The organism is Cupriavidus necator (assembly GCF_013141915.1).
Lineage (GTDB): Bacteria > Pseudomonadota > Gammaproteobacteria > Burkholderiales > Burkholderiaceae > Cupriavidus > Cupriavidus necator_B.
On the sequence record NZ_SROX01000009.1, the window covers coordinates 1 to 26,570 of the forward strand.

Annotated in this window: 24 protein-coding genes; 17 read left to right on the forward strand and 7 right to left on the reverse strand. The window is 67.7% G+C overall.

All coding sequences use genetic code 11. From position 1 onward, the window contains the following. Nucleotides 1–265: 265 nt before the first annotated feature. The 4 genes from E5S69_RS17470 (at nucleotide 266) to E5S69_RS17485 (ending at nucleotide 5,504) form a co-directional block, all read left to right on the forward strand. Nucleotides 266–844: a hypothetical protein gene (locus E5S69_RS17470; protein ID WP_171515915.1), complete on the forward strand. Its 579-nt coding sequence runs from the start codon at nucleotides 266–268 to the stop codon at nucleotides 842–844. Nucleotides 845–1,116: 272 nt separating this feature from the next. Beyond that, the gene (acnA, locus tag E5S69_RS17475) at nucleotides 1,117–3,822 is read left to right on the forward strand and encodes an aconitate hydratase AcnA (protein ID WP_171515916.1); all 2,706 of its coding nucleotides are present in this window, start codon (nucleotides 1,117–1,119) and stop codon (nucleotides 3,820–3,822) included. A gap of 216 nt (nucleotides 3,823–4,038) precedes the next feature. Then, nucleotides 4,039–4,194 carry a hypothetical protein gene (locus E5S69_RS17480; RefSeq protein WP_165835099.1) on the forward strand — a complete coding sequence of 52 codons (156 nt, stop codon included), beginning with the start codon at nucleotides 4,039–4,041 and terminating at the stop codon, nucleotides 4,192–4,194. 107 nt (nucleotides 4,195–4,301) lie between these two features. Further along, nucleotides 4,302–5,504, forward strand: a complete 1,203-nt coding sequence (locus tag E5S69_RS17485) for a DUF2863 family protein (protein WP_171515917.1) — start codon at nucleotides 4,302–4,304, stop codon at nucleotides 5,502–5,504. Nucleotides 5,505–5,566: 62 nt separating this feature from the next. Here E5S69_RS17485 and trmB read toward each other — a convergent pair whose 3' ends face one another. Then, a complete protein-coding gene (gene trmB, locus E5S69_RS17490; protein WP_171515918.1) occupies nucleotides 5,567–6,253 on the reverse strand; it encodes a tRNA (guanine(46)-N(7))-methyltransferase TrmB in 687 nt (228 codons plus the stop codon). A gap of 136 nt (nucleotides 6,254–6,389) precedes the next feature. Here trmB and E5S69_RS17495 point away from each other — a divergent pair, with 136 nt between their 5' ends. Continuing rightward, entirely contained in the window at nucleotides 6,390–8,030 is a 1,641-nt protein-coding gene (locus tag E5S69_RS17495) for an ABC transporter substrate-binding protein (RefSeq protein WP_171515919.1), read from the forward strand. Between the two features lie 232 nt (nucleotides 8,031–8,262). On the opposite strand, the gene E5S69_RS17500 is transcribed toward E5S69_RS17495, so the two are convergent. Both E5S69_RS17500 and E5S69_RS17505 read right to left on the reverse strand, forming a co-directional pair. Next, nucleotides 8,263–9,135 carry a spermidine synthase gene (locus tag E5S69_RS17500; protein WP_171516114.1) on the reverse strand — a complete coding sequence of 291 codons (873 nt, stop codon included), beginning with the start codon at nucleotides 9,133–9,135 and terminating at the stop codon, nucleotides 8,263–8,265. A 54-nt stretch (nucleotides 9,136–9,189) separates the two neighbouring features. Further along, nucleotides 9,190–9,942 (reverse strand): tetratricopeptide repeat protein, encoded by a 753-nt coding sequence (locus E5S69_RS17505; protein ID WP_171515920.1) that lies wholly within the window; start codon nucleotides 9,940–9,942, stop codon nucleotides 9,190–9,192. A 203-nt stretch (nucleotides 9,943–10,145) separates the two neighbouring features. Between E5S69_RS17505 and E5S69_RS17510 the strand changes: the two genes are divergently transcribed. Next, entirely contained in the window at nucleotides 10,146–10,514 is a 369-nt protein-coding gene (locus E5S69_RS17510; RefSeq protein WP_171516115.1) for an ArsR/SmtB family transcription factor, read from the forward strand. Continuing rightward, nucleotides 10,511–11,593, forward strand: a complete 1,083-nt coding sequence (locus E5S69_RS17515; protein WP_171515921.1) for an SRPBCC domain-containing protein — start codon at nucleotides 10,511–10,513, stop codon at nucleotides 11,591–11,593. The genes E5S69_RS17510 and E5S69_RS17515 overlap by 4 nt, the downstream gene beginning before the upstream one ends. A 24-nt stretch (nucleotides 11,594–11,617) precedes the next feature. Here E5S69_RS17515 and E5S69_RS17520 read toward each other — a convergent pair whose 3' ends face one another. The 3 genes from E5S69_RS17520 to E5S69_RS17530 form a co-directional block, all read right to left on the reverse strand. Then, nucleotides 11,618–12,106: a DNA-deoxyinosine glycosylase gene (locus E5S69_RS17520; RefSeq protein ID WP_171515922.1), complete on the reverse strand. Its 489-nt coding sequence runs from the start codon at nucleotides 12,104–12,106 to the stop codon at nucleotides 11,618–11,620. 67 nt (nucleotides 12,107–12,173) lie between these two features. After that, the gene (gene htpG / locus E5S69_RS17525) at nucleotides 12,174–14,075 is read right to left on the reverse strand and encodes a molecular chaperone HtpG (protein WP_171515923.1); all 1,902 of its coding nucleotides are present in this window, start codon (nucleotides 14,073–14,075) and stop codon (nucleotides 12,174–12,176) included. A gap of 119 nt (nucleotides 14,076–14,194) precedes the next feature. Continuing rightward, nucleotides 14,195–15,757 carry a PLP-dependent aminotransferase family protein gene (locus E5S69_RS17530; protein ID WP_171515924.1) on the reverse strand — a complete coding sequence of 521 codons (1,563 nt, stop codon included), beginning with the start codon at nucleotides 15,755–15,757 and terminating at the stop codon, nucleotides 14,195–14,197. 85 nt (nucleotides 15,758–15,842) lie between these two features. On the opposite strand from E5S69_RS17530, the gene E5S69_RS17535 reads away from it, so the two are divergent. The 8 genes from E5S69_RS17535 to E5S69_RS17570 are packed head-to-tail and all read left to right on the forward strand — an operon-like array spanning nucleotide 15,843 to nucleotide 21,729. Further along, nucleotides 15,843–16,520, forward strand: coding sequence for a VOC family protein (locus E5S69_RS17535; RefSeq protein ID WP_171515925.1), 678 nt, complete (start codon nucleotides 15,843–15,845; stop codon nucleotides 16,518–16,520). A 31-nt stretch (nucleotides 16,521–16,551) separates the two neighbouring features. Next, a complete protein-coding gene (locus E5S69_RS17540) occupies nucleotides 16,552–17,265 on the forward strand; it encodes an alanyl-tRNA editing protein (protein ID WP_171515926.1) in 714 nt (237 codons plus the stop codon). After that, nucleotides 17,262–17,936 (forward strand): LysE family translocator, encoded by a 675-nt coding sequence (locus E5S69_RS17545; RefSeq protein ID WP_171515927.1) that lies wholly within the window; start codon nucleotides 17,262–17,264, stop codon nucleotides 17,934–17,936. The genes E5S69_RS17540 and E5S69_RS17545 overlap by 4 nt, the downstream gene beginning before the upstream one ends. 38 nt (nucleotides 17,937–17,974) lie before the next feature. After that, nucleotides 17,975–18,976 carry a DMT family transporter gene (locus E5S69_RS17550; RefSeq protein ID WP_423766645.1) on the forward strand — a complete coding sequence of 334 codons (1,002 nt, stop codon included), beginning with the start codon at nucleotides 17,975–17,977 and terminating at the stop codon, nucleotides 18,974–18,976. 11 nt (nucleotides 18,977–18,987) lie between these two features. Next, nucleotides 18,988–19,455 (forward strand): RidA family protein, encoded by a 468-nt coding sequence (locus E5S69_RS17555; RefSeq protein ID WP_171515929.1) that lies wholly within the window; start codon nucleotides 18,988–18,990, stop codon nucleotides 19,453–19,455. Between the two features lie 17 nt (nucleotides 19,456–19,472). Further along, on the forward strand, nucleotides 19,473–19,802 hold the full coding sequence (locus E5S69_RS17560; RefSeq protein ID WP_171515930.1) for a DHCW motif cupin fold protein: 330 nt from the start codon (nucleotides 19,473–19,475) through the stop codon (nucleotides 19,800–19,802). Nucleotides 19,803–19,862: 60 nt separating this feature from the next. Beyond that, nucleotides 19,863–21,047 (forward strand): PLP-dependent aminotransferase family protein, encoded by a 1,185-nt coding sequence (locus tag E5S69_RS17565; protein WP_171515931.1) that lies wholly within the window; start codon nucleotides 19,863–19,865, stop codon nucleotides 21,045–21,047. 37 nt (nucleotides 21,048–21,084) lie between these two features. Continuing rightward, a complete protein-coding gene (locus tag E5S69_RS17570) occupies nucleotides 21,085–21,729 on the forward strand; it encodes a glutathione S-transferase family protein (RefSeq protein WP_171515932.1) in 645 nt (214 codons plus the stop codon). 31 nt (nucleotides 21,730–21,760) lie between these two features. Here the strand turns inward: E5S69_RS17570 and E5S69_RS17575 are convergent, their stop codons facing one another. Beyond that, a complete protein-coding gene (locus E5S69_RS17575) occupies nucleotides 21,761–22,414 on the reverse strand; it encodes a LysE family translocator (RefSeq protein WP_171515933.1) in 654 nt (217 codons plus the stop codon). 413 nt (nucleotides 22,415–22,827) lie between these two features. Here E5S69_RS17575 and E5S69_RS17580 point away from each other — a divergent pair, with 413 nt between their 5' ends. Then, on the forward strand, nucleotides 22,828–24,504 hold the full coding sequence (locus tag E5S69_RS17580) for a lactate permease LctP family transporter (RefSeq protein WP_171515934.1): 1,677 nt from the start codon (nucleotides 22,828–22,830) through the stop codon (nucleotides 24,502–24,504). A 155-nt stretch (nucleotides 24,505–24,659) separates the two neighbouring features. Further along, nucleotides 24,660–26,489: an ABC transporter ATP-binding protein gene (locus E5S69_RS17585; protein ID WP_171515935.1), complete on the forward strand. Its 1,830-nt coding sequence runs from the start codon at nucleotides 24,660–24,662 to the stop codon at nucleotides 26,487–26,489. The last annotated feature ends 81 nt before the right edge of the window (nucleotides 26,490–26,570 follow it).

The following is a 26,570-nucleotide window of genomic DNA, read 5'->3' on the forward strand; positions in this document are numbered from 1 at the left end:
CACATCATCGAGCAACGCATCGACAACAAGATCATCCGCCCCAGCGCCAACTACACCGGGCCGGAGAACCTGAAGTTTGTGCCGATCGGCAAGCGCAAGTGAAGCCGGCCCAACAGCGGCGCCGATTATGTAACCAAAGCCCAGAGCACTACGCCACCCTGGCCAAATCGTAGAGAATAGCGGCGGAAATTATCCCGGCGCCGCCTGCTTTGCCGGCGGCGAATGACGAAAAATCGATTTCAGCATCCGAAAGGGCCCTCCCAACATGAAACATCTTGTCCTTGCCGCCTGCATCGGCGCATTCAGCCTGACCACTGCCACCGCCGTCATGGCGCAGGAACCGGCCAAGAAGACCACCACCAAGAAGAAGGCGTCGACCAAGAAGGCCGCCGCCGGCACGGCCGCGGCGGCCGGCGCTGCCGCGGCGGTGACGCCGACCGGCGAAAAGTGGCAGTGCGAGCTGGGCAACAGCCTCTATATCGCCGGCGACATGCTGCGCGACGAAATCCTGACCGTGCACTGGCAAGGCCGCGACTACAAGCTGCCGCGCCAGCCCACGGTGACCGGGGCGGACCGCTACTACGATGCCCGCACCGGCCTGGACCTGGTGGTGATCCCGAGCAAGGCCATGCTGTTCAACAAGAACCTCGGCCAGCGCCTGGCCGACGATTGCCAGAGCGCCGCCATGCAGGCCGGCGCCGCGGCCCCGACCCAGGCTGGCGGCCTGCGCGCGCCGGCAACCACGCCGTTGCTGGTCACGCCCCCGGGCGGCCCGACGCAGGTGCCGGGCGGTCCGCTGCTGCAGACGGAAGGCAGCCAGCAACCCACTTCGCCTCGGCAGTAAGTCCTTGGCGAGGGCGTTGGCGGCGCAGGCGGGGCCGCCAACGCCCTTTTTGCCTTGTCGGGGCGGTCTTCCCCGGCCAGGCAGGCGCCTGCGCCGGGTTTTGCCCGGCGCGATGCCGCCCGGGGTGGCGGCGGCGCCGCGCGCCGGTTAGAGTATGCAGTTGCAGTGCGCTGCCGGCCTCGGACCGCGGTCAACACCGCGGCAGCGCATCGGGGTCCCGATTCAGGTCCGAGCCAAATGCCATCGCATCATCCTTCGATCGGAGTACGGCAATGCCCCACAACCTCAAGAACACGCTAAAAGAATTCAGTATCGGCTCTTCCGGCAAGGGCCAGTATTACTCGCTGCCCCAGCTGGGCGAGGCTCTGGGCCTGGACATCGGGCGCCTGCCGGTGTCGATCCGCGTGGTGCTGGAATCGGTGCTGCGCAACTGCGACGGCAAGAAAGTCACCGAAGAACACGTTCGCCAGCTGGCCAACTGGAAGCCCAATGCCGACCGCGTCGACGAGATCCCGTTCGTGGTGGCGCGCGTGGTCTTGCAGGATTTCACCGGCGTGCCGCTGCTGGCCGACCTGGCGGCGATGCGCAACGTCGCCGAGAAGATGGGCAAGAACCCCAAGCAGATCGAGCCGCTGGTGCCGGTGGACCTGGTGGTCGACCACTCGGTGCAGGTTGACCATTTCCGCGAAAAGAAGGCGCTGGACCTGAACATGCAGCTGGAATTCCAGCGCAACAACGAGCGCTACCAGTTCATGAAGTGGGGCATGCAGGCGTTCGACACCTTCGGCGTGGTGCAGCCGGGCTTCGGCATCGTGCACCAGGTCAACCTGGAATACCTGGCGCGCGGCGTGCACAAGAAGGATGGCGTCTACTACCCCGACACGCTGGTCGGCACCGATTCGCACACCACCATGATCAACGGCATCGGCGTGGTCGGCTGGGGCGTCGGCGGCATCGAGGCCGAGGCCGGCATGCTGGGCCAGCCGGTGTACTTCCTGACGCCCGACGTGGTCGGCGTCGAACTCAAGGGCCGGCTGCGCGAAGGCGTCACCGCGACGGACCTGGTGCTGACCATCACCGAGATGCTGCGCAAGGAGAAGGTGGTCGGCAAGTTCGTCGAGTTCTTCGGCGAAGGCACCGCCAGCCTGGCCCTGCCCGACCGTGCCACCATCGGCAACATGGCGCCCGAATACGGCGCCACCATGGGCTTCTTCCCGGTGGACGGGAAGACCATCGAGTACTTCCAGGGCACCGGCCGCACCGACGAGGAAATCGCCGCGTTCGAGGGCTATTTCCGCGCGCAGAACATGTTCGGCATTCCCCAGGCCGGCGAGATCGACTACAGCAAGGTCGTGACGCTGGACCTGGGCACCGTGGCGCCGTCGCTGGCCGGGCCGAAGCGCCCGCAGGACCGCATCGAGATCGGCAACGTCAAGAGCACCTTTGCCTCGCTGTTCAGCAAGCCGGTGGCCGAGAACGGCTTCAACAAGGATGCCGCCGAGCTGGACCGCAGCTACCGCACCGCCGACGGCATCGAAGTGCGCAACGGTGACGTGCTGATCGCCGCCATCACCTCCTGCACCAACACCTCCAACCCGAGCGTGCTGCTGGGCGCCGGCCTGCTGGCCAAGAAGGCGGTCGAAGCCGGCCTGAGCGTGGCGCCGCACATCAAGACCTCGCTGGCGCCGGGCAGCCGCGTGGTCACCGAATACCTGAAGGCCGCTGGCCTGCTGCCGTACCTGGAAAAGCTGGGCTTCGGCGTGACCGCCTATGGCTGTACCACCTGCATCGGCAATGCCGGCGACCTGACGCCGGAACTGAACGACGCCATCACCAGCAATGACCTGGTAGCGGCGGCGGTGCTGTCGGGCAACCGCAATTTCGAAGCCCGCATCCACCCGAACATCCGCGCCAACTTCCTGGCATCGCCCCCGCTCGTGGTGGCCTATGCCATCGCCGGCAATGTCACGCGCGACCTGATGACCGAGCCGGTGGGCAAGGGCAAGGGCGGCCGCGAGATCTGGCTGGGCGACATCTGGCCGACTTCTGAAGAAATCCACGCGCTGATGAAGTTCGCGATGGACGCCAAGACCTTCAAGGGCAACTACGAGCAGGTCAAGAAGCCGAGCAAGCTATGGGGCGCGATCCAGGGCACCAAGGGCCAGGTCTACGACTGGCCCAAATCCACCTATATCGCCGAGCCGCCGTTCTTCCAGGACTTCAGCATGGAGCCGTCGACGGCCTCGGCCAGCGTGCGCGGCGCGCGTGCGCTCGGCATCTTCGGCGATTCGGTGACGACCGACCACATCTCGCCGGCCGGATCGATCAAGGACACCTCGCCGGCAGGCAAGTACCTGCTGTCGCATGGCGTGCTGAAGGCCGACTTCAACAGCTACGGCTCGCGCCGCGGCAACCATGAGGTGATGATGCGCGGCACCTTCGCCAACGTGCGCATCAAGAACCTGATGATCCCGCCGACAGCCGACGGCGCCCGCGTGGAAGGTGGCATCACCATCCACCAGCCCACCGGCGAACAAATGTCGATCTATGACGCGGCGATGAAGTATGTCGCCGAGGGCACGCCCACGGTGGTGTTCGGCGGCGAAGAGTACGGTACCGGCTCGTCGCGCGACTGGGCAGCCAAGGGTACCCAGCTGCTGGGCGTGAAGGCCGTGATTGCGCGCAGCTTCGAGCGCATCCACCGCTCCAACCTGGTCGGCATGGGCGTGCTGCCGCTGCAGTTCAAGGGCAGCGACAGCGCCCAGACGCTGGGCATCACCGGCAACGAGACCTTCGACATCGAAGGCATCGAGGGCGAGCTCAAGCCGCAACAGGACGTGGTGCTGGTGATCAAGCGCGCCAACGGCGACATGCAGCGCGTGCCGGTGCTGCTGCGCATCGATACGCCGATCGAGGTCGACTACTACAACCACGGCGGCATCCTGCCGTTCGTGCTGCGCCAGTTGCTGGCCGCCTGAGCGCCCCACCGCGCCATGGACGCCGCCCGCGCCACGCCTCTTCCGGGCGTGACAGGGCGGCGTTTTCCATGGGAGCTTGCGACCCGGGCATCACCTAAAGCGCGGCGCCGCGCGTGTAAGTTCCACGCAAGCCATGGCTGTCAAACTGTGTCGCACAACAACGCGGTCGAACGACCGGAAGCCGGACCCCGGCATCACCCAGACCCAGGAGACACCATGGTCAAGATCCTTATCGCCTTCATCGTGGTCGCCGGCGCGGCCCTCTACCTGCTGACCAAGGGCGGCAGCGACGTGTCGATTTCCGGCGAGTCGCACAGCGTCGAAAGCCATGCGCCCGCAGCCCCGGCAGCCTCCGCCCCGGCCGAGAAATAATCGCTCGCAGGCAGCAACGTTCACACCGGCCGCACGCATATAGCGGTCTCCCTGTCAACGCAACGAGTAGAATACCGTTTTACGCAAAAAACGGACGGTTTCTTTCTATGGCAGGTTTTCGCCCCAAGGCTTCCCCGCGACTCTCTCCCGACGCCGAGCGTCTGGTCGCCGATGCGCTCGCCCTCGACGCATCGGGCAGCCGCATGGAGGATGGATACTGGGAGCGGCGGCTTTCGCAGCGCCTTGGCCGCCTGCTGAAGAACGGTAGCCAGACCGCGCTCGACGCAGCGCTGGAGCACCTGTTCAAGCACAATGCGGACGCCTCCGACGTGCTGGCCGAGCAGGCCGAGACACTGGCCGAATCCGCCAGCATCGAGGTCGATGGCCAGTCCTATGACGCGCTGCTGATCGCCGCCCCGATCCTGGCGCATACCCGCTACGCCATCCCGTCCGGCGCGCTCAAGCCGGAACTGGCGCAGACGCTGGCGGTGCACCTGCAAGCGCACGTGCTGGCCAACGGCACCAAGGTGTCACTGTCGCCCTATCTTTACAGCATCGACCAGCTGCCGCGCACGCACAGCGACACCTTCGCGCTGACGCACAAGCTGGCGGCGGCGGCGCTGGCCGGCGCGGTGCCCAAGGTCGACCTGCGCGACCTGCCCGAGACCGCGCCCATCCTGGCCGACCCGCGCTACCTGCTGGCGGTGGTGGTGGCGCCGCGTGAACAGGCGCTGTTCCGCTGGCAGGAAGACGCCAAGGAGCACCACGCCGAGCGCTCGACCTGCCTGGAACAATGGCGCAGCCAGGTACAGCCCTCGGTGGCGCTGCTGCTGCCGGGCTGCGAGTTCGAGCTGCTGCTGCCGGACGCGTTCTTCCTGTCCTGCCGCGAGTCCGACAAGAGCATCCGCCCGCTGACCGTGCGCGCCGCCGTCAACTACCTGTGCGGCACGCTGGATATCTCCGCGGGGCAGCTGGCCGCGGTGGTGGCGGCCTTCGGCGAGGAGGTGGTCGAGGAATACCGCGTCGGCTTCACCATGCGCGGCGAGAAGGATGTGATCTACGGCATCGTCTGGCCGGTCTACGGCCGCGAAGCCGGCGAGGTCGATGCCGATGAAAAGGGCAACCCGCTCGAGCAGATCTGCGAGGAGCTGCGCAACGCCGGTGTCGAAGACATCTTCCGCCACGCGGCGCTGTTCGATCCGGAATATTGCGAGGACTGCGGCACGCCGCTGTATGCCGACCGCAATGGCGAGATCGTCCATGCCGAACTGCCCGAGGACGCGCCCACGCAGCAGCCGCTGTTCCACTGACGCCCACTGGCGCGCCAGACAGCGAAGCGGCCCGCGATGCGGGCCGTTTTCATTTTGGGCGTTCAGACCGGCCGGCGTTCGCTGACGCAGCGCCACAAGCCATGGCCGGAGGCCCCGTACTTGCGCTCGAACGGCGTCATCGGCTGCGCTGGCGCCCAGGCCTCGACCCGCGCCGGCCGCCCTGCCAGCAACAGCGCTTGCGCAAACTCGTCGATATAGATGCGCCAGTTGCTGCGGCACTCCAGGTAATCGCCGCACGCCGCCAGCGCCGGGAACACCGCGTGCCCTTGCCAGCGCCGGCCCAGGTGGCCGATCTTGGGCCATGGGTTCGGGTAAAGCACGTAGTGGCGTGCTACCGGCACCGCATCCGCCTGCAGCAGCCGCCAGACATCGACCAGATCGGCGCGGGCCCAGCAGAAATTGGCGGGCATCGGCGCATCGCCCCACCAGTCCTTGCCGGCGGCGAGGCGCTTCTCGGACTGGTCGACGCCGATAACGAAGTGGTCCGGGAACTGTGTGGCCAGGCGCAGCGTGCTTTCGCCCACGCCGCAGCCGGCATCGAGGATCAGCGGCGCGCTGCCCGCCTGCCGCCAGCGCTGCAGCGCCGTGGCCAGCTCGCGCCGGCTGGGCTCGCCGATGGGCTTGCGGAACGGTTCGGCAAGGTGGCGCACGACGCGCGCGGCCAGGTGTTCGTGGATATCGGACTGCGCCGAGACGATGGTGCGGGAATTGGCAAACATGGGCGCCATTTTACCGGCCTGGCCTCGCCGGATCGTCCCCCGCCCCGCCAAACGCTGCAACCATGTCACTTTAGCGGCACAATGCGGGACAAACCGTCTCAGAACCCGTCCGCGTCCGCGCGGACCCGTACGAGGAGCCTGCCTGATGACAACGATCCACGCCTTGCCGCCGCAACGTCCGCCGCGCCGCCCCGCCCACCCCGCGCGCCGCGCAGTCCTCCATGCCGCCGCGGCGCTGGTGCTGGGCAGCGCCGCCTTCACGCTGCTGCCGGCCGGCGCCGCGCATGCCGAAGACCTGCGCATCGGCCTGGCCGCCGATGTCACCTCGATGGACCCGCACTGGAACAATGCGGGCCCCAACAACGCCATCGCCCTGCATATCTTCGAGTCGCTGGTGTTCATGGACAAGAACGCCCGCTACATCCCCGGCCTGGCACTGTCGTGGAAGCCGGTCAACGCCATCACCTGGGAAATCAAGCTGCGTCCGAATGTGAAGTGGCACGACGGCTCGCCGTTTACCAGCGAGGACGTCAAGGCCTCGCTGGAGCGCCCGGAGAAGCTGACCAACAGCCCGGGCTCGTTCACCAGCTACACCAAGCCGATCGCGCGCATCGACACGCCCGACCCGCTGACCGTGCGCCTGACCATGAACGTACCGAACTACGCCAACCTGGCGAATGACCTGAACAGCGTGCCGATCATGCCGAAAAAGATCGCTGCCACGCTGACCCAGACCGATTTCGATTCGGGCAAGGCCATGATCGGCACCGGCCCGTTCAAGTTCGTGCGCTTTGCGCGCGGCCAGGAGATCGTGATGGAGCGCAACCCCAACTACTGGGGCCCCAAGCCCGAGTGGGACCGCGCGGTGTTCCGCATCATCACCGACAACGGCGCGCGCAGCGCGGCGCTGCTGGCGGGCGATGTCGACGTGATCGAGAGCGTGCCCTCCGCCGACGTGGCCAAGCTGAAGCAGAATCCCAAGTTCAGGATCGAGCAGCAGGTGTCGTGGCGCACGATTTTCTGGCAGATGGACCAGTCGCGCGACAACCCGCCCTTCGTCACCGACAAGGCCGGCAAGCCGCTGGGCAAAAATCCCTTCAAGGATGCGCGCGTGCGCGCGGCGGTCAGCAAGGCGCTGAACCGCGACGCCATCGTCAGCCGCATCATGGAAGGATTGGCGGTACCGGCTTCGTCGATCGTGTCGCCGCAGATCTTCGGGCATCCCGGCACCAAGCCCGAAGCCTACGACCCGGAAGGCGCAAAGAAGCTGCTGGCCGCGGCGGGCTACCCGGACGGTTTCGGCCTGACGCTGCACGCCACCAACAACCGCTACCTGAACGACGCCGCCGTGGCGCAGGCCACCGCCAGCATGCTGACCCGCATCGGCATCCAGACCAAGGTGGAAACCATGCCGGTGGCAGCCTACTTCACGCGCGCGCGCCAGGGCGAGTTTGCCTTCCAGATGCTGGGCTGGGGCTCGGCCGCCGCCGACGTGGCGCTGCGCTCGATCACCGGCACGCCCAACCCCAAGACCGGCTACGGCACCTGGAACTGGGGCAAGTACAGCAACCCGCAGCTTGACCAGCTGATCGAGAAGTCGCTAACCACCGTCAGCAGCGACAAGGCGCGCGAGGAAAACGCCCGCGTGGCGGCAAAGTTTGCGCTGGCCGACCACGCGATCATTCCATCGCACAGCCAGCTGGCGATGTGGGCGATGAAGAAAGGGTTGAAGTATGAGGCGCGCACCGACGAGTGGTCGCTGGCGCAGTTTTTTCACAAGGAGTGAGGGCGTCTGCCTGCTGAGTTTTTTCGCCCCTCTCCCGCTTGCGGGAGAGGGGCGGCGCTTCAAAGGCTGAGGCCTGTGGGTTAAGACCGAGGGCTTCGCTTGGCCTGGTGCCTAGCTAAACCACCCCTCACCCCGGCCCTCTCCCCATGAGGGGAGAGGGAGAACATCTTGCTTGGGCGAGTACGGGCGGCTTGGGCGCACCCAACACCGCTCTCCCCTTTTTTGTTCTCGCTCAGATCCTCAGCCGCTCGTCCTGCCGCGCATTCGCCGCGCGCAGCTTCTGCACCCAGTCGCGCGCCGGCAGCCCGGTGGTGTCCTCGACCACGTCGGCGCGCGCTTCCAGTACGTCCCACGATACATCGATCTCCGGCCCGTTGAAGGCCAGCGCAATGATGTTGCCGTCATGCACTTCCGGGAACACCAGCACGCGGTTGTCGAAGGCCTCGCAGATGCGTTCGATGTTCTTCGGAAAGCTGTCGTGGTCGCCGAACAGGTTGATCGTCATGACCCCTGGGGCCTTCAGCGTGCGGCGGCAGGCGCGATAGAACGCGGTGGTGTCCAGCACCGGGCCGCGCGCGGTAGCGTCGTACAGGTCGACCTGCAGCACATCGATGGCGTCGGTGTGGGCGCCGTCCATCACGTAGTCCCAGGCGTCCTGCTCGCGCACCGTCAGGCGGGCATCGTCCTCGCGCAGGCCGAACATGCTGCGCCCGGCGATGATCACGGCGGGGTTCAGTTCCACCGCGGTCACGCGCGCGCGGCTGAACTGGCGGTGGCAGAACTTGGTCAGCGCGGCGGCGCCCAGGCCCAGCTGGACCACGTGGAATTCTTCGACCGACGGCGACAGGAACAGCAGCCACGCCATCATCTGCTGCGCGTATTCCAGTTCGATCGCGTCGGGCTTGCGCAGCCGCATCGCGCCCTGGACCCACTCGGTGCCGAAGTGCAGGTAGCGCACCCCTTCCATCTCCGAGAACGTCACCGGCGCGAAGCGCGGCGTCATGCGTTTTTCCGCGCGGTCCGGCGCCTCGCCACGGGTGCGGGTGCCACGTGCCGGTCGGCGCGAGGCCACGGCTTCAATCGATTTGCGTTTCAGTAGGGTCATGTTGTCGAGAAAGGCATTCAGCGCCCGTTCCAGCTTCGCTGGGGAGGACACGGATTATTTGCCCAGTGCCGCCTGCGCGCGCTGCAGCCAGTCGCGGTTATGTTCGCGGGCGTGGCGCGGCCAGTGGCGGGCATCGTGGACGATATCGGCATAGAGCTGCTGCGCGCGCTCGCGGTCGGCGGCGTCGGGCTGGGCGGCAAGCCAGTCGGCAAACAGGCAGCGCGGCGCGGCGTCGCTGGCGCTGACGAGGGCCTGCTCGAAAGCGGCCCGCGTGCCGGCCACGCCGGTGGTCGCCAGCGCACGGGCGTACAGCAGGGCCGGCTCGGGCTGCTGGCGTGACTGCGGGTTGGCGGCGAACAGCTTTTCCAGCGTCGCCAGCGCGCCGGGCGCATCGCTGGTGGCGAACTGCGCCTGCGCCAGGCCCTGCAGCAGCGCGGGGTCGGTCGCAAAGGGCCCGCTGGCCGCGGCCTGGTAATGCTGCAACGCCTCCGCCGGCTCGCCGGCGGCCAGCAGCGCCGCGCCCAGGCGCATGCGGTGCGCCACCGTCGGGGCACGGTCAAAGTCCGAGCGGGCTTCGCGCACCGCGCGGTTCGGATCGACCAGTTGCGTGATGGCACGCGTGGCCGCACGCGCACCACGCGACTGGCGCAGTTCGGGCAGGTAGATCGCAAAGAAATAGACCACGCTGCCCAGCCCGGGGAACAGGAACAGGATCAGCAGCCAGTACATGTTCTGGTGCGTGCGCACTGCGTGCACGGCAAAGAACAGTGCAACGATGATATGGATGCTGATGCCGAAGATACGCATAGGGAAATCACCTTGAAAACATGGCGGTCACGCCGCCGCCGGCATTGTGACAGAAAGGCATTCGGATTGGTTTCAGCCGCCGGCGGGAATGCCGGCACCCGTGCGGCGTCAGCATGGTCACCCGCCCGCGCTCCATCCATGCGCGCGGCGGCGCAGATGTAACAGCGCTTGATCTTCATTTAACCAACACGTTAAATGAAGCCATGCCGAATCCCAGCGACTCCCTCTCCACCATCTTTGCTGCCCTGGCAGACCCGACGCGCCGCGCGATCCTCGCGCGGTTGTCCGAGGGCGACGCCCCGGTCGGCGAACTGGCGCGGCCGTTCGAGATTTCCGCTCCGGCCATCTCCCGGCATCTTCGTGTGCTGGCCGACGCGGGACTGATCGAGCGCGAAGTCAACGCACGATGGCGCATCTGTCATTTGCGCCCCGGCGCATTGCGCGACGCGCACGGCTGGCTGGAGAACTATCGCCAGCTCTGGGAAGGCAATCTCGACAGGCTGGTGGCCTTTGTCGAGCAAACGCAGGGCGAGGCCGCTGTCACCCATCGAAAAAAGGGGATCAAGTCATGACCGAAGCAGCAACCTTTCAGCTTGAGATGAGCCGCCAGATCCGCGCGCCGCGCGCGCGGGTATTTGACGCTTTCACCGACCAGGCCGCACTGGCCGTCTGGCATTGCCCGCGCGGCATGCAGGTGCTGGAAGCCAGCGCCGATGCGCGCGTCGGCGGCCGCTATCGGCTGGTGATGGGCGCGAAGGACGGCGAGCAGCACATCGTCGGCGGCGAGTACCAGAAGCTCGATCGCGCGGACTTCCTGGCCTATACGTGGCAATGGCAAGGCAGCGAGCCAGCCGCCGGCGTGCGCACGCTCATCGAGATCACGCTGACCGACCGGGACGGCGGCACGCACCTGCATATGCGCCATAGCGGCTTCCCGGACGCCGCCACGCGCGACTCGCACGCCAGTGGCTGGCAATCGGTGTTCAACAACCTGAGCGATTATGTGGACCCTGAAGGCAGCGCCGGCACGCTGACCGTCTACGGCGATGCCCGCAGTACCTACGTCCGCACCGTGCGGCTGGCGCTCGAAGAGAAAGGCGTACCGTACACCCTCAAGCCCCTGGCGCCGCACCACGACGAACTGCTGCCGCACAACCCGTTCGGCCGCATTCCGGCATTTGCCGACGGTCCGATCGAGTTTTACGAAACGCGCGCCATCCTCAGCTATATCAACGATGTCTTTGGCGGCCCGAACCTGATTCCGCAGACCGGCCCGATTGCGCGCGCACGCTGCGAGCAATGGATCAGCCTGATCAACTGCCACGGCTACGATGCGATGGTGCGCCGCTACGTGCTGCACTACGTGTTCCCGAAGGGCCAGGACGGCCAGCCCGATCGTGCCGCCATCGAGGCGGCCCTACCCGAGATGGCAAGCCAGCTCGATGCACTCGAGCAGGCCTACGACGGGCGCGATTTCCTGGTCGGCACTACCTTGTCGATGGCCGATCTGTTTCTCGCGCCGATCATCGAGTATCTGGCGCGATTCCCCGAAAGCGCGGCGATGCTGGAGACGCGGCCCAACCTCCGGCGTGGCCACGCGGTCATGCGCGCGCGGCCCAGCTACGCCGCCACGCAGCCGGAATTCGGCTGATCCGTCGAGTCCGGATCGGTGTGGCTATGCTTCGGCCAGGCTGCGCCAGGCACGCAGCTTTTGCGCGTACGCCAGGGTGTAGGCCGGGCTGCTGGACGGCAGCATGACGAGCCGGTGCCGGTCCGCGTGATGCGCCAGCGCCTTGATGCCGATACGGGCCGCCGCGCCGCCATTGAAGGCAATCACCGCCAGACCGGGCAAAGACTCGACCAGGCCGACCAGGTCATTGCCCGCATGGCCGCGGATGTTGCTGTCGAGGCTGCCCTCGCGCCGCGCCTCGGCCACCACGTCCCACAACCCGATGCGATGCGCGCGCAGCGCCTGCAGCCGCGCATCGTAGTCCAGCGACGCCAGGTCCACGCCGATCGTATCGCCCACCAGGCGCCAGAACTGGTTCAGCCGGTGCGCATAGTATTGGCCGCGAGCCAGCGACGCCTCGCCGGGCAGGCTGCCCAGGATCAGGACCCGCGTGTTGGCATCGACAACCGGGGGGAAACAACGCTTCAGGGTCATGAGGGTCACGGCCGTGCCGTGCGCGGTGCGGACGCCTTGCACGTCCGCACAGGCGCAGCGTGGCCCGTCAGGCCAGCAGCTTGTTGACGCGCTGCACGTAGGCCGCCGGGTCTTCCAGCATGCCGCCTTCGGCCAGCAGCGCCTGGTCGAACAGCACCTGCACGCGGTCGCTGAAGGCGTCGCCCTCGGGAAGATCGCGCAGCTTCTGCACCAGCGCGTGCTCCGGGTTCAGCTCGAGGATAGGCTGGGCGTCCGGCGCCTTCTGGCCGGCCTGCTTGAGCAGGCGCTGCAGGTAGCCGCTCATGTCGCCGTCGTCCGAGACCAGGCACGAGGCCGATGCGGTCAGGCGCAGCGTCACGCGCACGTCCTTGGCCTTGCCTTCGAGCACGGCCTTGGCGCGGTCGACCACGTCCTTCCAGTCGGCTTCGGCCTTCTGCTGCTCGGCCTTCTCGGCCTCGTCGGCGAGCTTGCCCAGGTCGAGGTCGCCGCGCGCCACCGAGACCAGTTCCTTGCCGTCGAATTCGCGCAGGAACGACAGCATCCACTCGTCGACGCGGTCGGTCAGCAGCAGCACTTCGATGCCCTTCTTGCGGAACACTTCCAGGTGCGGACTGTTCTTGGCGGCGGCCCAGGTGTCGGCCGTCACGTAGTAGATCTTGTCCTGCCCTTCCTTCATACGGCCGACATAGGCGGCCAGCGCGACATTCTGCTCGGCGGTGTCGTTGTGCGTCGAGGCAAAGCGCAGCAGCTTGGCCACGCGCTCCTGGTTGGCCTGGTCCTCGCCGGCGCCTTCCTTGAGCGCCTGGCCGAATTGCTGCCAGAAGGTCGCGTACTTGGCGCGTTCCGCTTCGTCTTCACTGTCGGCCAGCGTTTCGAGCATCGACAACACGCGCTTGGTACAGCCTTCGCGGATCGCCTTGACGTCGCGACTCTCCTGGAGCAGCTCGCGCGAGACGTTCAGCGGCAGGTCGGCGGAATCGACCACGCCCTTGACCCAGCGCAGGTAGCCCGGCAGCAGCTGCTCGGCATCGTCCATGATGAAGACGCGCTTGACGTACAGCTTCAGCCCGGCCTTGTGGTTGCGGTCCCACAGGTCGAACGGCGCGCGCGCCGGGATGTACAGTAGCTGGGTGTATTCGCTGCGGCCTTCGACGCGGTTGTGGGTCCACGCCAGCGGCGCCTCGTTGTCATGGGCGATGTGCTGGTAGAAGGCGGTGTACTGCTCGTCGGTGATGTCGGACTTGGCGCGGGTCCACAGCGCGCTGGCCTGGTTCACGCTCTCCCACTCGTCGGTGCGCTTGTAGGTGCTGGCTTCGGCGTCCCACACTTCCTTGGGCATGCGGATCGGCAGCGAGATATGGTCCGAGTACTTCTGGATAATGCTCTTCAGGCGCCAGGCGGAAAGGAAATCGTCCTCGCCTTCGCGCAGATGCAGCGTGATGGTGGTGCCGCGCTCGGCGCGCGCGATGGCATCGACGGTGAACTCGCCGTCGCCGGTGCTTTCCCAGCGCACCGCCTCTTCGACGCCGAGGCCCGCACGGCGCGTTTCCACCGTGACCTTGTCGGCGACGATAAAGGCGGAGTAAAAGCCCACGCCGAACTGGCCGATCAGCGCGGCGTCCTTCTGCTGGTCGCCGGACAACTGCTGAAAGAACTCCTTGGTACCCGAACGGGCAATGGTGCCCAGGTTGCGGATGGCCTCGTCGCGGCTCATGCCGATGCCGTTGTCAGTGATCGTCAGCGTGCGTGCCTGCGCGTCGGCCTCGATGCGGATCGCCAGGTCGGCGTCGTTCTCGAGCAGGGAGGGATTCGCGATCGCCTCGAAGCGCAGCTTGTCAGTGGCGTCCGAAGCATTCGAGACCAGCTCGCGCAGGAAGATTTCCTTGTTGCTGTACAGCGAGTGGATCATCAGGTGCAGCAGCTGCTTCACTTCCGCCTGGAAGCTCATCGTCTCGTGCGGTGCGGTCATGGTTCTCCTCTTGAAAACAGGCGAATCTGGAATGGGTTGGGTGGCCGCGGGGGCCGTGACGGCAAAAATAGGGACGCCCGGGCCATTTTCAAGACCCGGGGCGCAGCCGACTGCCGGCCCTACAGGCGTTCGAGTTGCCGAGCCAGGAAACGCAGCATGTCGGGATCGCCACTGCTGGCGACGTTAAAGCGCATCCACCCGGACGGCATCTGCGACGGCGAAAACAGGCTGCCGGGGGCGAACAGGTAGCCCTCTTCATGGCCGGCGGTGGTAATGGCGTTGGAATCGCGGCCGGTATCGGCCCACAGGTACATGCCGGCATGCTGGCCGGGAAACAGCCGCATCCCCAGCCGTTCCAGCGCGCGCCGGGTGTCGTCGCGGGCGCGGTCGAGCCGGCTGCGCACGCGCTCGACGTGCTTGCGGTAATGCCCTTCGGTCAGCACCTTGTACAGCACCCGCTCGTTGATCTCGGGCGTAGCCAGCCCCGCCAGCAGCTTGCTGTCGGTCAGCGCTGCCGCGGTCTCCGGGTGCGCGGCGATAAAGCCGACGCGCAGGTTGGCCGCCAGCGTCTTGGAGAAGCTACCCAGGTAGATCACCCGGCGCAGCTGGTCCAGGCTGGCCAACCGCGTGGCGGCGTGGCCGGGCGGGCACAGGTCGCAGTAGATGTCGTCCTCGACGATCAGGAAGTCATACTGCTCGGCCATGCGCAGCAGCTGGAAGGCCTTGGCCGCCGACAGCGAGGTGCCGGTGGGGTTGTGCAGCACCGAGTTGATCACGAACAGTTTGGGGCGGCGCGCCTGCACGATGCGCTCCAGCGCCTCCAGGTCCGGCCCTTCGCCGGTGTAGGGCACGCCGATCACCTGCGCGCCCTGCGCGGCGAAGCGACCGAACATCACGAACCACGCCGGGTCGCCCACCAGCACCGCGTCGCCGGGCTGCAGGTAGAGTCGGGCGATCAGGTCGAGCGCCTGGGTGATGCCCGAGGTCAGCACAATCTGCTCGGCGCCGGCGCGGATCTCCAGTTCTTCCAGCCGCGTGCGCAGCTGCTGCCGCAGCGGCAGGAAGCCCTGCGGCGTGCCGCTCGCCAGGAAATGGTTGCCGGGCTGGCGGCCGAGCCCGCGCAGCGCGCTGGCGATCAGTTCGCCGTCGAGCCAGTCGTTGGGCAGGAAGCCCAGCCCCGGCGCCTTGTGCGCCTCGGCGGTATGGAACATGCTGCGCAGCAGCCAGGTCACGTCGATCTTGCGCGCCACCGCGGCGTCGCGGGAGACCGGCGCCGCCGGCGCGGCCGGGGCCCGCTCGCGGACGTAGAAGCCCGAGCCGCGACGCGATTCCAGGTAGCCCAGCGCCACCAGCCGCTCATACGCCTCGACCACGGTGAAGCGCGAGATGCCCTTCTCCTGCGCCAGTTGGCGGATCGACGGCATGCGCATGCCGGCGCGGAACACGCGCTCGTCGATGCGCATGCGCGCCCATTCGGTCAGCTGCTCGACCAGCGTCATCTGCGCGGACGGGACCGGGTCCGGCAGCCGCGCCGTGGGCGGCAACACCAGCTGCAGCGCGCGCGCCGGCACGCTGCCGGATGCGGCTTGCGGGCCGCCTCGGCTATCCTTCTGGCGGGCCATGGCGCCGGTCTGGACGACGCTGTCGCCCGCGGCGTCGCCGCTGCTGCTGTTGGACTCCATGTGCTGCTCCTGCAACTGTACTGAAGACGATCCGCTGAACTGTACCGGTACTGTACCGACTACCTTGTCTACCATCAATGCCAACATGAAGCTAGCTCTCGATCACCTCGTGGTTGCCGCCCCCGACCTCGACGCCGGCACCGATTACGTTGCCGGCGTGCTGGGCATTGCGCCCCAGGGCGGCGGCGCGCATGCGGCCATGGGCACGCACAACCGCGTGCTGGGCCTGTTCGGCGGCCTCTACCTGGAAGTGATCGCAATCGACCCGGCCGCTGCCCAACCGGCGCGGCCGCGCTGGTTCGGCCTGGACACCGAAGCGGTACAGCAGCGCCTGCGCGATGGCCCGTTCCTGCTGCACTGGGCCGCGCGCGTGGAACGGCCGGCCGACCTGAGCCGATGGCAGGCGCAGTATCCCGAACGCATCGCCCCCGTCATCCCGATGGGCCGGGGCAGCCTGCACTGGCGCATCACCGTGCCCGCCGACGGTAGCCTGCCGGCCTGGCCTGGCGAAGCCGGCAGCGCCGGCAACGGCGCGCTGCCCAGCCTGATCCAATGGGATGTGGCCGCCTGGCCCGGCGCCAGCCTGCCGCGGCAGGACCTGGCGCTGCGCCGGCTGGGCGCGCGCCATCCGCGCGCCGAGCTGCTGCGCCAGGGGCTCGCCTGGATGGGCGCCGACCACCTGATCGCCGTCGAGCAAGACGACGGTCCGCCTGCACTGGTCGCCGAAATCGAAACGCCGCAGGGCATCCGCACCCTGCGCTAGCCATACCCATAACAACGCCAAGGAGTCCCCGATGTCCGCCACCCGCAAGCGCTTCGACGAAGACCCGTACCTCGACCACTGCACCGCCACCGTCGTGGCCGCCAGCGCCGAAGGGATCGAGCTCGACGAGACCGTGTGCTATGCGCGCAGCGGTGGCCAGGCCGGCGACACCGCCACGCTGGCGCTGCCTGACGGGGGCACCGTCGCCATCATCGACACGGTCTACGCCGACGACCGCAGCCGGATCCTGCATGTGCCGGCGCCCGGGGCGCCGCTGCCGCGCGTCGGCGAGCGCGTCACGGTCGCGATCGACTGGGCCCGCCGCCACCGGCTGATGCGCCTGCACACCTGCCTGCACCTGCTGGGTTCGCTGATCCCGGTGCCGGTGACGGGCTGCGGCATCTCGCCGGAATCGGCGCGCATCGACTTCGACCTGCCCGAGTCCACGCTCGACAAGGCTGACCTGTCCGAGCGCCTGAACGCGCTGATCCGCGCCAACACCGCGGTGCGCACCACCCTGATCACGCCGCAGGAACTGGCCGCGCAGCCCGACCTGGTGCGCACCATCGGCGCGGCCCCGCCGGCCGGTACCGCCAGCATCCGCATCATCGAGATCCCCGGCGTGGACCGCCAGCCGTGCGGTGGCACGCATGTGGCCAACACCGGCGAGATCGGCGCGGTGGTGGTGACCAAGATCGAAAAGAAGAGCCGCACCAACCGGCGCGTGGCGGTGGCCTTCGCATGACGACGTCCGGAGTACTGGCCGGCCTGCTCACCGGCCTGCTCACCGGCCTGAGCGCGGCGCAGTTCGCGGCGCTGCTGACGCTGCTCACGGTCGGCCTGTTCACACCCGGGCCCAACACCACCATCGCCGCCGTGACCGGGGCCAACTTCGGCCTGCGTGCCACGCTGCCGCACTGCGTGGGCGTCGCGTTCGGCTTTGCCAGCATCCTGGCGCTATGCGCGCTGGGGGTAGGCGCGCTGATCCTGGGCCAGCCGGCGCTGGCCGCCGTGGTGCACGCGGCCGGCGTGGCCTACCTGCTGTGGCTGGCGTGGAAAATCGCGCGCAGCACGGCGCTGGCGGAGAAACAGGTGCTGCGCCCGCTCAGCGTGTGGCAGTCGGCGGCGCTGCAGTACGCCAACATCAAGGCGTGGATGCTGGCGCTGGCCGTGGCGGCCTCGTACATGGCGGGCGCGTCGTCGCCGCTGCAGCGCGTGCTGCTGGTGTGCGGCGTATTTGGCGTGCTGGGCTTTGTCAGCAACGGCGTTTATGGCGCGGTGGGCGCGTCGCTGCGGCAGTGGCTGCAGCAAGGCCGGCGCGTGCGCTGGTTCAACCGGGCCATGGGGGTGGCGCTGGCGCTGACGGCGCTGTGGATCGCGGTCGGGGCCCGGCCCGGCGTGCCCGCGGCAGCCTGACTCCGGATTGCCCGTAGATCAATACCGAGAAGCCAACCATGCGCGCCAGCCGCCCCGCTCCCCATCCTCCTTTTTCATCGACACCTCCGGCCCCTGCCGCGCCGGCGTCCGGCGGCATGCTGCTGGGCCTGACCGGCGTGGCGATCTTCAGCCAGACGCTGCCGTTCACGCGCATGGCGGTGGCGGAACTGGACCCGATCTTCGTCGCGCTGGCGCGGGCTGTGCTGGCCGCCCTGCTGGCGCTGGGGTTGCTGGCGTGGCGCGGTGCGCTGCATGCCAGCCGGCGCCCGCGCGGCGGGCAATGGCCGCGGCTGGCCGTGACCGCGCTGGGCGTGGTGGCGGGCTTTCCGCTGTTTTCCTCGCTGGCCATGCGCGAGGTCCCGGCCAGCCACGGCGCCATCGTGATCGGCCTGCTGCCGCTGGCGACCGCGGTGTTCGCCGCCTGGTTCGGGCGCGAGCGGCCATCGGCTGCATTCTGGCTGTCGGCGCTGGCCGGCAGCGCGCTGGTGGTCGGCTTTGCCGTGTGGCAAGGCGCCGGCGGCCTGCAGCATGCCGACTGGTACCTGTTCGGCGCGGTGCTGCTGGGCGCGCTCGGCTACGCCGAGGGCGGCAAGCTGTCGCGCGAGCTGGGCGGGCTGGAAACCATCAGCTGGGCGCTGGTGGTATCGCTGCCGCTATTGGTGCCGGTGGTGGCATGGCTGACGCTGCGCGACCTGCCGGCGATTGCCGCGGCATCGCCGCGGGCCTGGGGCGGCATGGCCTATGTTTCGGTGTTCTCGATGTTCGTGGGCTTTCTTTTCTGGTACGCCGGCCTGGCAAAAGGCGGCGTGGCCCGCGTCGGCCAGATACAATTGCTGCAGCCGTTCCTGACGCTGGCGGGCGGCGCGCTGATCCTGTCCGAGCCGCTTGACGCCCCCACCCTCGCCTTCGCGGTGGCGGTGATTGCCGTCGTGGCCCTGGGCCGCCGCGCCGCCGTGCAGCAAGCCGCACCCGCCCCTGCCCCGGAACCCCCACCGATCCTTCCCGGACGCATTCACTGACTGGAGCCTACATGTCCCAAACCTCGGTCTACGATATCCTTGCCCGCCTCGGCATCGAACTGCCGGCCGTCAGCGCCCCTGCCGCCGCCTATGTGATGGCCGCGCAGACCGGCAACACCGTGTTCCTGTCCGGGCATATCGCCCGCAAGGACGGCAAGGTATGGGCCGGCAAGCTGGGCCAGGACATCGACACCGAAACCGGCAAGGCCGCAGCCCGCGCCGTCGCCATCGACCTGCTGGCAACGCTGCATGCGCATGTCGGCGACCTGAACCGCGTGACCCGCATCGTCAAGGTGATGAGCCTGGTCAATTCGACCACCGACTTTACCGAGCAGCACCTGGTCACCAACGGTGCCTCCGAGCTGCTGGCCGAAGTCTTCGGCGAGAAGGGCAAGCATGCCCGCAGCGCGTTTGGCGTGGCGCAGGTGCCGCTGGGCGCCTGCGTCGAGATCGAACTGATCGCCGAAGTGCAGGGCTGATCGAGGGCTGCCAGCGCATGCGCATCGACAACCTGCCCTTTGGCACCACCGACTGGTCGGCCATCGCCCCGACCCGCCACCCCGGCGAGCAGGGCCACGCCAACTGGCGCACGCGCCAGTTCGGCGACATCCGCGTGCGCATGGTCGAATACTCGCCCGGCTACCTGGCCGACCACTGGTGCAGCAAGGGCCATATCCTGTTCGTGCTGGAGGGTGAGCTGCATACCGAACTGGAAGACGGCCGGCAGTTCGTGCTGGGCGCGGGCACCAGTTATCAGGTTGCCGACCAGGCGGAAGCGCACCGTTCGTCGTCGCCCACCGGTGCCAGACTATTTATCGTTGACTGAGCGGCAGGCCTTGCCATGGCCGCTCTCCCCAGAATCACCGCAGACCACAAGAGACACATCATGAAATGGGCCATCTCCCGCCGGGCGCAGCAACTGACCAGCTCGGCCATCCGCGAAATCCTGAAGGTCACCGAGCGTCCGGAAGTCATTTCGTTCGCCGGCGGCCTGCCGTCGCCGGCCTCGTTCCCGGTAGCGGCGATGGAAGCGGCGACGGCCCGCGTCTTCGCCGACAACCCGCAGGCGGCGCTGCAATACGCCGCCACCGAAGGCTACCTGCCGCTGCGCGAGTTCATCGCCCGGCGCCATGAGGTGTCGGTCGAGCGCGTGCTGATCACCACCGGCTCGCAGCAGGCGCTGGACCTGATCGCCAAGGTGATGATCGACCCCGGCAGCAAGGTGATGGTGGAAACCCCGAGCTATCTCGGCGCGCTGCAGGCATTCTCGCTGTTCGAGCCGGAATTCGTCTCGATCCCCAGCGACGACAAGGGCCTGCTGCCCGAGGCGCTGACGCCCGAACTGACCGCCGGCGCCCGCTTCCTGTACGCCCTGCCCAACTTCCAAAACCCGACCGGGCGCCGCCTGCCGCTGGAGCGCCGCCAGGCGCTGGTGGCGCGCGCGCAGGAACAAGGCGTGCTGCTGGTCGAGGACGACCCCTACGGCGCGCTCAGCTACACCGGCGACCAGCTGCCGAGCCTGCTGTCGATGAACCCCGATGGCGTGATCTACATGGGCTCGTTCTCGAAGATCCTGGCGCCCGGCATGCGCCTGGGCTACGTGATCGCCCCGCCCGAGCTCCATTTCAAGCTGTGCCAGGCCAAGCAGGCGTCTGACCTGCACACGCCCACCTTCACCCAGCGCGTGGCCTACGAGACCATCCGCGACGGCCTGCTCGACACCCACATCCCGACCATCCGCGAGCTTTACAGCAAGCAGTGCCAGACCATGCTGGACGCGCTCAGGCGCCATATGCCCGAGGGCGTCAGCTGGAATGCGCCCGAAGGCGGCATGTTCATCTGGATGGAGCTGCCCGAGGGCCTGGACAGCATGGTGATCCTGGAAGAAGCGGTGAAGCGCAACGTCGCCTACGTGCCGGGCGCGCCGTTCTACGCCGGCAACCCGAAGCGCAACGCGCTGCGCCTGGCCTTTGTCACGGTGCCGGCGGAGCGCATCGAGCAAGGCGTGGCGATCCTCGGCGAACTGTTCCGCGAAGCCATTGCCGCGACCCGGCAGCCGCGCGCGGCCTGAGCCACGGCAAACGGGCACATCTCACTTGGGAGACGACATGTTGCGTATCTGGGGCCGGCTTTCCTCCATCAACGTGCAGAAGGTGGTCTGGTGCGCGCGCGAGCTGCACCTGGACCATGAGCGCGTCGATATCGGCGTGACCAAGGGCGACCTCGACACCGAGGCCTATGTGCGCCTGAACCCGAACCGCCAGATCCCGGTGATCGAGGATTTCCGCGGCACCGATGTCGGCGGCGAGCCGTTCGTGCTGTGGGAGTCCAATGCGATCGTGCGCTACCTGTGCGCGCGCTACGGCGAAGGCACGCTGTGGCCCGAGGACGTCAAGGCACGCGCTTCGGCCGACCGCTGGATGGACTGGCAGACCACCGCCTTCAGCCCGGCCATGGTGACGGCATTCCTGAACCTGGTGCGCAAGCCCGCAGCCGAGCGCGACCAGGCCGCCATCCAGGCCTCGTGCGAGCGCACCGAGCCGCTGGCCGCGCTGCTCGACAAGGCGCTGGCCGGACGCGAGTTCGTCGGCGGCGACCGCTTCACCATGGCCGACATCTCGCTGGCCTGCGCCGCGCACCGCTGGATGGGGTTGCCGCGCAAGCACCAGCCGCGTCCCGACCTGGAACGCTGGCTCAACGCCATGCGCGCCCGCCCCGCCGCCGGTGGCATCCTGGAGCTGCCGCTGCGCTGAGGCGCAGCGGTTTCCGCCCAGCCCTCGTCGCCTACTTCGGCGCGCGCGAGCCCGACGCCGCGGTAAAGATCCCCAGCCCGATAAAGGCCGCGCCGGTCAGGTAGCGGCCCAGCGCGCGCGCCCGGCCGGCGCGGCGCAGCGCCGGCATCACCGCGGCGGCGGCCATCACATAGCATGCATCGGTGGTCGCGGCGATCAGCACGAAGGCCACGCCCAGCGCCAGGCTCTGCCCCAGCGCCGATCCCGCAGGGTTCATGAACTGCGGCAGGAAGGCCGCGAAGAAGATCGCGGTCTTGGGGTTGAGCAAGGCCACCACAAAGCCATCGCGCACCACCTGGCGCAGGCTGCGCGGCGACGCTTCCGCGGTGCCGCCATCGGCACCGCTGCCGCCGCCGCGCAAGGCACGCAGGCCCAGCCAGATCAGGTAGGCCGCCCCGGCGTACTTGACCACCGTGAAGGCCAGCGCCGAGACCGAGAACAGCACCGCCAGGCCCAGCGAAGCGCCGATGGCATTGCCCAGGTTGCCCAGCGCCACCGCGCCGATCGAGGCCAGGCCAGCCTGGCGGCCCTGCGCCAGCGTGCGCGTGACGATATAGACCACGGCCGGTCCCGGCGTGATCGCCAGCGCCAGGCTGGCCACCACGAAGGCCATCAGCAGCGGCCACGGCGGGAGCAATTCAGTCATGGGAAACCTCCCCTCGAAGTGGGATGGCGCCGACCGGACGCCGGCGCGCTGTCCGCCAGTATGGCGCCATGGCTGCGCCCGCGCCAGCGGCCGGAATCGTCGCCACAGCCAAGCCATGCGGCGCCGCAGCGGGCTTGCGTACTTTTGCAATGGGCGCCGTTTAGAGTACTCTGGTCGGTGTGCCGCAAGGGCCGCATGTGCGCCGCCCTGCTCCCTGGGGCAAACCCTGATCCGTGAATGTGGCTCATCGCGGGCATGACGCGATGTACTGCGGCCGGGGGCGGGCCCTTTCTTAAAATCCTTGTTCTTTGCCGGCACGGCGGATGCCGCACGCCGGTGCAAAGCGCATGCGGGAGTTCCAGGGCACGCAGATCGCCCGGTCACCTGAGCCAAACCAGAGGAGGATTTCGATCGTGTGGAGTCAAGTCTATGACCCGCTAGGCAATATGGCGCTGTCGACCATTGCCGCGGGAATACCCGTCGCCGTGCTGCTGGTCGCACTAGCGTTCTTTCATATGCAAGCGCATCTGGCCGCAGGCCTGGCACTGGTAGTGGGCGTGGTGGTGGCCGCCGTGGTATTCGGCATGCCCGCCGCGATGGCCGGCAAGGCCGCGGGGCTGGGCATCATTTCCGGTTTGTTCCCGATCGGCTGGATTGTTCTCAACATCATCTTCCTGCACCGGCTGACAACCCTGAACGGATCGTTCAAGGTCTTGCAGGGCTCCATCTCTGGCGTGACCGAAGACCGCCGCCTGCAGCTGCTGCTGGTGGCGTTCAGTTTTGGCGCCTTCTTCGAGGGCGCGGCCGGCTTCGGCACGCCGGTGGCAGTGACCGGCGCCATCCTGATCGGCCTGGGCTTTTCCCCGCTGGCGGCCTCGGGCCTGGCGCTGATCGCCAACACCGCGCCGGTGGCGTTCGGCGCGCTGGGGGCCCCGATCATCGGCCTGTCGTCGGTGACGGGCATCGACCAGGTCACGCTGTCGGCCATGATCGGGCGCCAGTTGCCGTTCTTCTCCGTGCTGGTGCCATTCTGGCTGATCTGGGCCTTCGCCGGGTTCCGCGGCATGCTCGCGATCTGGCCTGCGATCCTGGTGGCCGGCGTGACCTTCGCCGTTCCGCAATTCCTGGTGTCGAACTTCCACGGCCCCTGGCTGGTGGACGTGATCTCTTCGCTGGTGTCGATGGGCTGCCTGACCCTGTTCCTGAAGATCTGGCACCCCAAGGAGATCTGGACTTCGACCAAGATCCTCGGCCGTCACGACGAGTCCAAAGTCGACCATCCCGAAGCGCTCGAAGCCGACGCCCGCGCTACCGCCGCTTCGGCCGGCATCTCGGTGGTGAAGGCCTGGATGCCGTGGGTCATCCTGACCGTGTTCGTCTTCGTGTGGGGCATCCCCGAGTTCAAGAAGATGATGGACGCCGTGTGGCAGTTCAAATTCCCGGTGCCCGGGCTGGACAAGGCCATCATCAAGCATCCGCCGGTCACGCCCAAGGAAATTGCCGAGCCGGCCGTGTTCCTGTTCAATGTGCTGTCGATGGCCGGCACCGGCATCCTGGTATCGGCCGTGGTCGGTGGCCTGCTGATGGGCTACTCGGTGCCGCGCCTGCTCAAGGAATACTGGGAAACCATCAAGCTGACCAAGTTCTCGCTGCTGACCATCAGCGCCATGTTCGGCATCGGCTACCTGACCCGCTATTCGGGCCTCGACGCAACGCTGGGCCTGGCGTTTGCGCAGACCGGCGTGCTCTATCCCCTGTTCGGCACCATGCTGGGCTGGCTGGGCGTGGCGCTGACCGGTTCCGACACTGCCTCGAACGTGCTGTTCGGCGGCCTGCAGAAAACCACCGCCGAGCAGCTGGGCCTGTCGCCGGTGCTGATGGCTTCGGCCAACAGCTCGGGCGGCGTGATGGGCAAGATGATCGACGCGCAGTCAATCGTGGTGGCCTCGACCGCGACCAAGTGGTACGGACACGAAGGCGACATCCTGCGCTATGTGTTCTTCCATTCGATCGCACTGGCCATCCTGGTCGGCATCTTCGTTACGCTGCAGGCCTATGTGCCGCCGTTCACGCATATGGTTATCCACTGATACTGCGGCCGCGGCCGCACCTCATTGCAGACAAAGCCCCGCCCCGGCGGGGCTTTTCCGTGGCGCGACGCGCGTATCATGTTGCGTCTGCTCCGCCGCACGCGCGCCCCCGTCCCACGAAGACAGCGGGCACGCCTGGCACAACGGAACCCGCCATGTTGCGTCGCCTGGAAAGACTGATCGATCCCTTCCGCCACATGCCCGACCGGGAGCCGCCGGGCCAGGTCCTGCGCTTCTACACGTGGTACCTGCGCGAAGTCTGGGGCGTATTCGTGCTGCTCTTGCTGGTCGGCCTGGTCGGCGCGCTGATCGAGGTGGCGCTGTTCAGCTTCCTCGGCCGGCTGGTCGACATGGCGCAGACCACGCCCGGCGCGGAGTTCTTTACCCGGCATCGCAACGAGCTGGTGTGGATGCTAGTGGTGGCCGTGCTGCTGCGGCCCGTTTTTTTAGGCCTGCACGACGTGCTGGTGCACCAGGTCATCAATCCCAGCCTGTCCAACCTGATCCGCTGGCAGAACCACCGCTACGTGCTCAAGCAGAGCCTGTCGTTCTTCCAGAACGACTTTGCCGGGCGCATCGCCCAGCGCATCATGCAGACCGGCTTCTCGCTGCGCGACTCGGCGGTGCAGGCCGTCGATGCGCTGTGGCACGTGCTGATCTACGCGGTCAGTTCGCTGGTGCTGTTCGCCCAGGCCGACTGGCGGCTGATGATCCCGCTGCTGCTGTGGATCGGCTGCTACGTCGCCGCGCTGCTGTACTTCGTGCCGCGCGTGAAGCAGCGCTCGGTGGTCGCCACCGAATCGCGCTCGCGGCTGATGGGGCGCATCGTCGACGGCTACACCAATATCACCACGCTCAAGCTGTTTGCCCATACCCGGCAGGAAGAAGACTACGCGCGCGACGCCATGTCCGAGCAGACCGAGAAGACGCGGCAGGCCGGACGCATGGTCAGCGGCATGGACATCACCATCACCGCGATGAACGGCGCTTTGATCGCCGGCACCACCGGCCTGGCGGTGTGGCTGTGGAGCACCGGGCATGTCACCACCGGCGCGATCGCCCTGACCACCGGGCTGGTGATCCGCATCAACAATATGTCCGCGTGGATCATGTGGGTGGTCAACGGCATCTTCGAGAACGTCGGGCAGGTGCAGGACGGCATGAAAACCATCGCGGTGCCGCGCAAGGTGACCGACCGGCCAGGCGCGCAAGCGCTGCACGTCGCGCACGGCGAAGTCCGCTTCGAGCAGGTGGGCTTCCACTACGGCAAGGGCTCGGGCGTGATCGAGGGCGTCAACCTGACCGTGCGGCCGGGCGAGAAGATCGGGCTGGTCGGCCCTTCCGGCGCCGGCAAGTCGACGCTGGTCAACCTGCTGCTGCGCCTCTACGATGTCGAGCGCGGCCGCATCCTGATCGACGGCCAGGACATTGCCACGGTCACGCAGGAAAGCCTGCGCGCGCAGATCGGCATGGTCACGCAGGACACCTCGCTGCTGCACCGCTCGATCCGCGAGAACCTGCTCTACGGCAAGCCCTCCAGCACGGAAGCCGAACTGGCCGCGGCGCTGCACCGGGCCCGCGCCGACGAGTTCGTCCCCCACCTGGTCGATGCCCACGGCAACACCGGGCTGGAAGCGCAGGTCGGCGAGCGCGGCGTGAAGCTGTCAGGCGGCCAGCGCCAGCGCATCGCGATCGCGCGGGTGCTGCTCAAGAACGCGCCGATCCTGATCCTCGACGAAGCCACCTCGGCGCTGGACTCCGAGGTGGAAGCCGCCATCCAGGAAAGCCTGGAAACGCTGATGCAAGGCAAGACCGTGATTGCCATCGCGCACCGGCTGTCGACGATCGCCCGCATGGACCGGCTGGTGGTGCTGGACAACGGGCATATCGTGGAGAACGGCACGCACGCGGAATTGCTGGCGCATGGGGGGCTGTATGCGCGCTTGTGGGCGCATCAGACCGGGGGATTCGTGGGAGTGGATTGAGGCGGCCGGTTTGCTCCCCTCTCCCGCTCGCGGAAGAGGGGCCGGGGGAGAGGGCCGGCGCATCGGGATGCGTGGGCCCTC

Excerpts from the sequence above, each read along its gene's own strand:
- E5S69_RS17560 (WP_171515930.1), top strand. The coding sequence starts at position 19,473 with ATGCGCATCGACAACCTGCCCTTTGGCACCACCGACTGGTCGGCCATC.
- E5S69_RS17540 (WP_171515926.1), top strand. The coding sequence starts at position 16,552 with ATGTCCGCCACCCGCAAGCGCTTCGACGAAGACCCGTACCTCGACCAC.
- E5S69_RS17495 (WP_171515919.1), top strand. The coding sequence starts at position 6,390 with ATGACAACGATCCACGCCTTGCCGCCGCAACGTCCGCCGCGCCGCCCC.
- E5S69_RS17535 (WP_171515925.1), top strand. The coding sequence starts at position 15,843 with ATGAAGCTAGCTCTCGATCACCTCGTGGTTGCCGCCCCCGACCTCGAC.
- E5S69_RS17515 (WP_171515921.1), top strand. The coding sequence starts at position 10,511 with ATGACCGAAGCAGCAACCTTTCAGCTTGAGATGAGCCGCCAGATCCGC.
- E5S69_RS17485 (WP_171515917.1), top strand. The coding sequence starts at position 4,302 with ATGGCAGGTTTTCGCCCCAAGGCTTCCCCGCGACTCTCTCCCGACGCC.
- htpG (WP_171515923.1), bottom strand. The coding sequence starts at position 14,075 with ATGACCGCACCGCACGAGACGATGAGCTTCCAGGCGGAAGTGAAGCAG.
- E5S69_RS17510 (WP_171516115.1), top strand. The coding sequence starts at position 10,146 with ATGCCGAATCCCAGCGACTCCCTCTCCACCATCTTTGCTGCCCTGGCA.
- E5S69_RS17550 (WP_423766645.1), top strand. The coding sequence starts at position 17,975 with ATGCGCGCCAGCCGCCCCGCTCCCCATCCTCCTTTTTCATCGACACCT.
- E5S69_RS17500 (WP_171516114.1), bottom strand. The coding sequence starts at position 9,135 with ATGACCCTACTGAAACGCAAATCGATTGAAGCCGTGGCCTCGCGCCGA.
- E5S69_RS17470 (WP_171515915.1), top strand. The coding sequence starts at position 266 with ATGAAACATCTTGTCCTTGCCGCCTGCATCGGCGCATTCAGCCTGACC.
- acnA (WP_171515916.1), top strand. The coding sequence starts at position 1,117 with ATGCCCCACAACCTCAAGAACACGCTAAAAGAATTCAGTATCGGCTCT.
- E5S69_RS17555 (WP_171515929.1), top strand. The coding sequence starts at position 18,988 with ATGTCCCAAACCTCGGTCTACGATATCCTTGCCCGCCTCGGCATCGAA.
- E5S69_RS17480 (WP_165835099.1), top strand. The coding sequence starts at position 4,039 with ATGGTCAAGATCCTTATCGCCTTCATCGTGGTCGCCGGCGCGGCCCTC.
- E5S69_RS17575 (WP_171515933.1), bottom strand. The coding sequence starts at position 22,414 with ATGACTGAATTGCTCCCGCCGTGGCCGCTGCTGATGGCCTTCGTGGTG.
- E5S69_RS17520 (WP_171515922.1), bottom strand. The coding sequence starts at position 12,106 with ATGACCCTGAAGCGTTGTTTCCCCCCGGTTGTCGATGCCAACACGCGG.
- trmB (WP_171515918.1), bottom strand. The coding sequence starts at position 6,253 with ATGGCGCCCATGTTTGCCAATTCCCGCACCATCGTCTCGGCGCAGTCC.
- E5S69_RS17545 (WP_171515927.1), top strand. The coding sequence starts at position 17,262 with ATGACGACGTCCGGAGTACTGGCCGGCCTGCTCACCGGCCTGCTCACC.
- E5S69_RS17585 (WP_171515935.1), top strand. The coding sequence starts at position 24,660 with ATGTTGCGTCGCCTGGAAAGACTGATCGATCCCTTCCGCCACATGCCC.
- E5S69_RS17505 (WP_171515920.1), bottom strand. The coding sequence starts at position 9,942 with ATGCGTATCTTCGGCATCAGCATCCATATCATCGTTGCACTGTTCTTT.
- E5S69_RS17570 (WP_171515932.1), top strand. The coding sequence starts at position 21,085 with ATGTTGCGTATCTGGGGCCGGCTTTCCTCCATCAACGTGCAGAAGGTG.
- E5S69_RS17530 (WP_171515924.1), bottom strand. The coding sequence starts at position 15,757 with ATGGAGTCCAACAGCAGCAGCGGCGACGCCGCGGGCGACAGCGTCGTC.
- E5S69_RS17565 (WP_171515931.1), top strand. The coding sequence starts at position 19,863 with ATGAAATGGGCCATCTCCCGCCGGGCGCAGCAACTGACCAGCTCGGCC.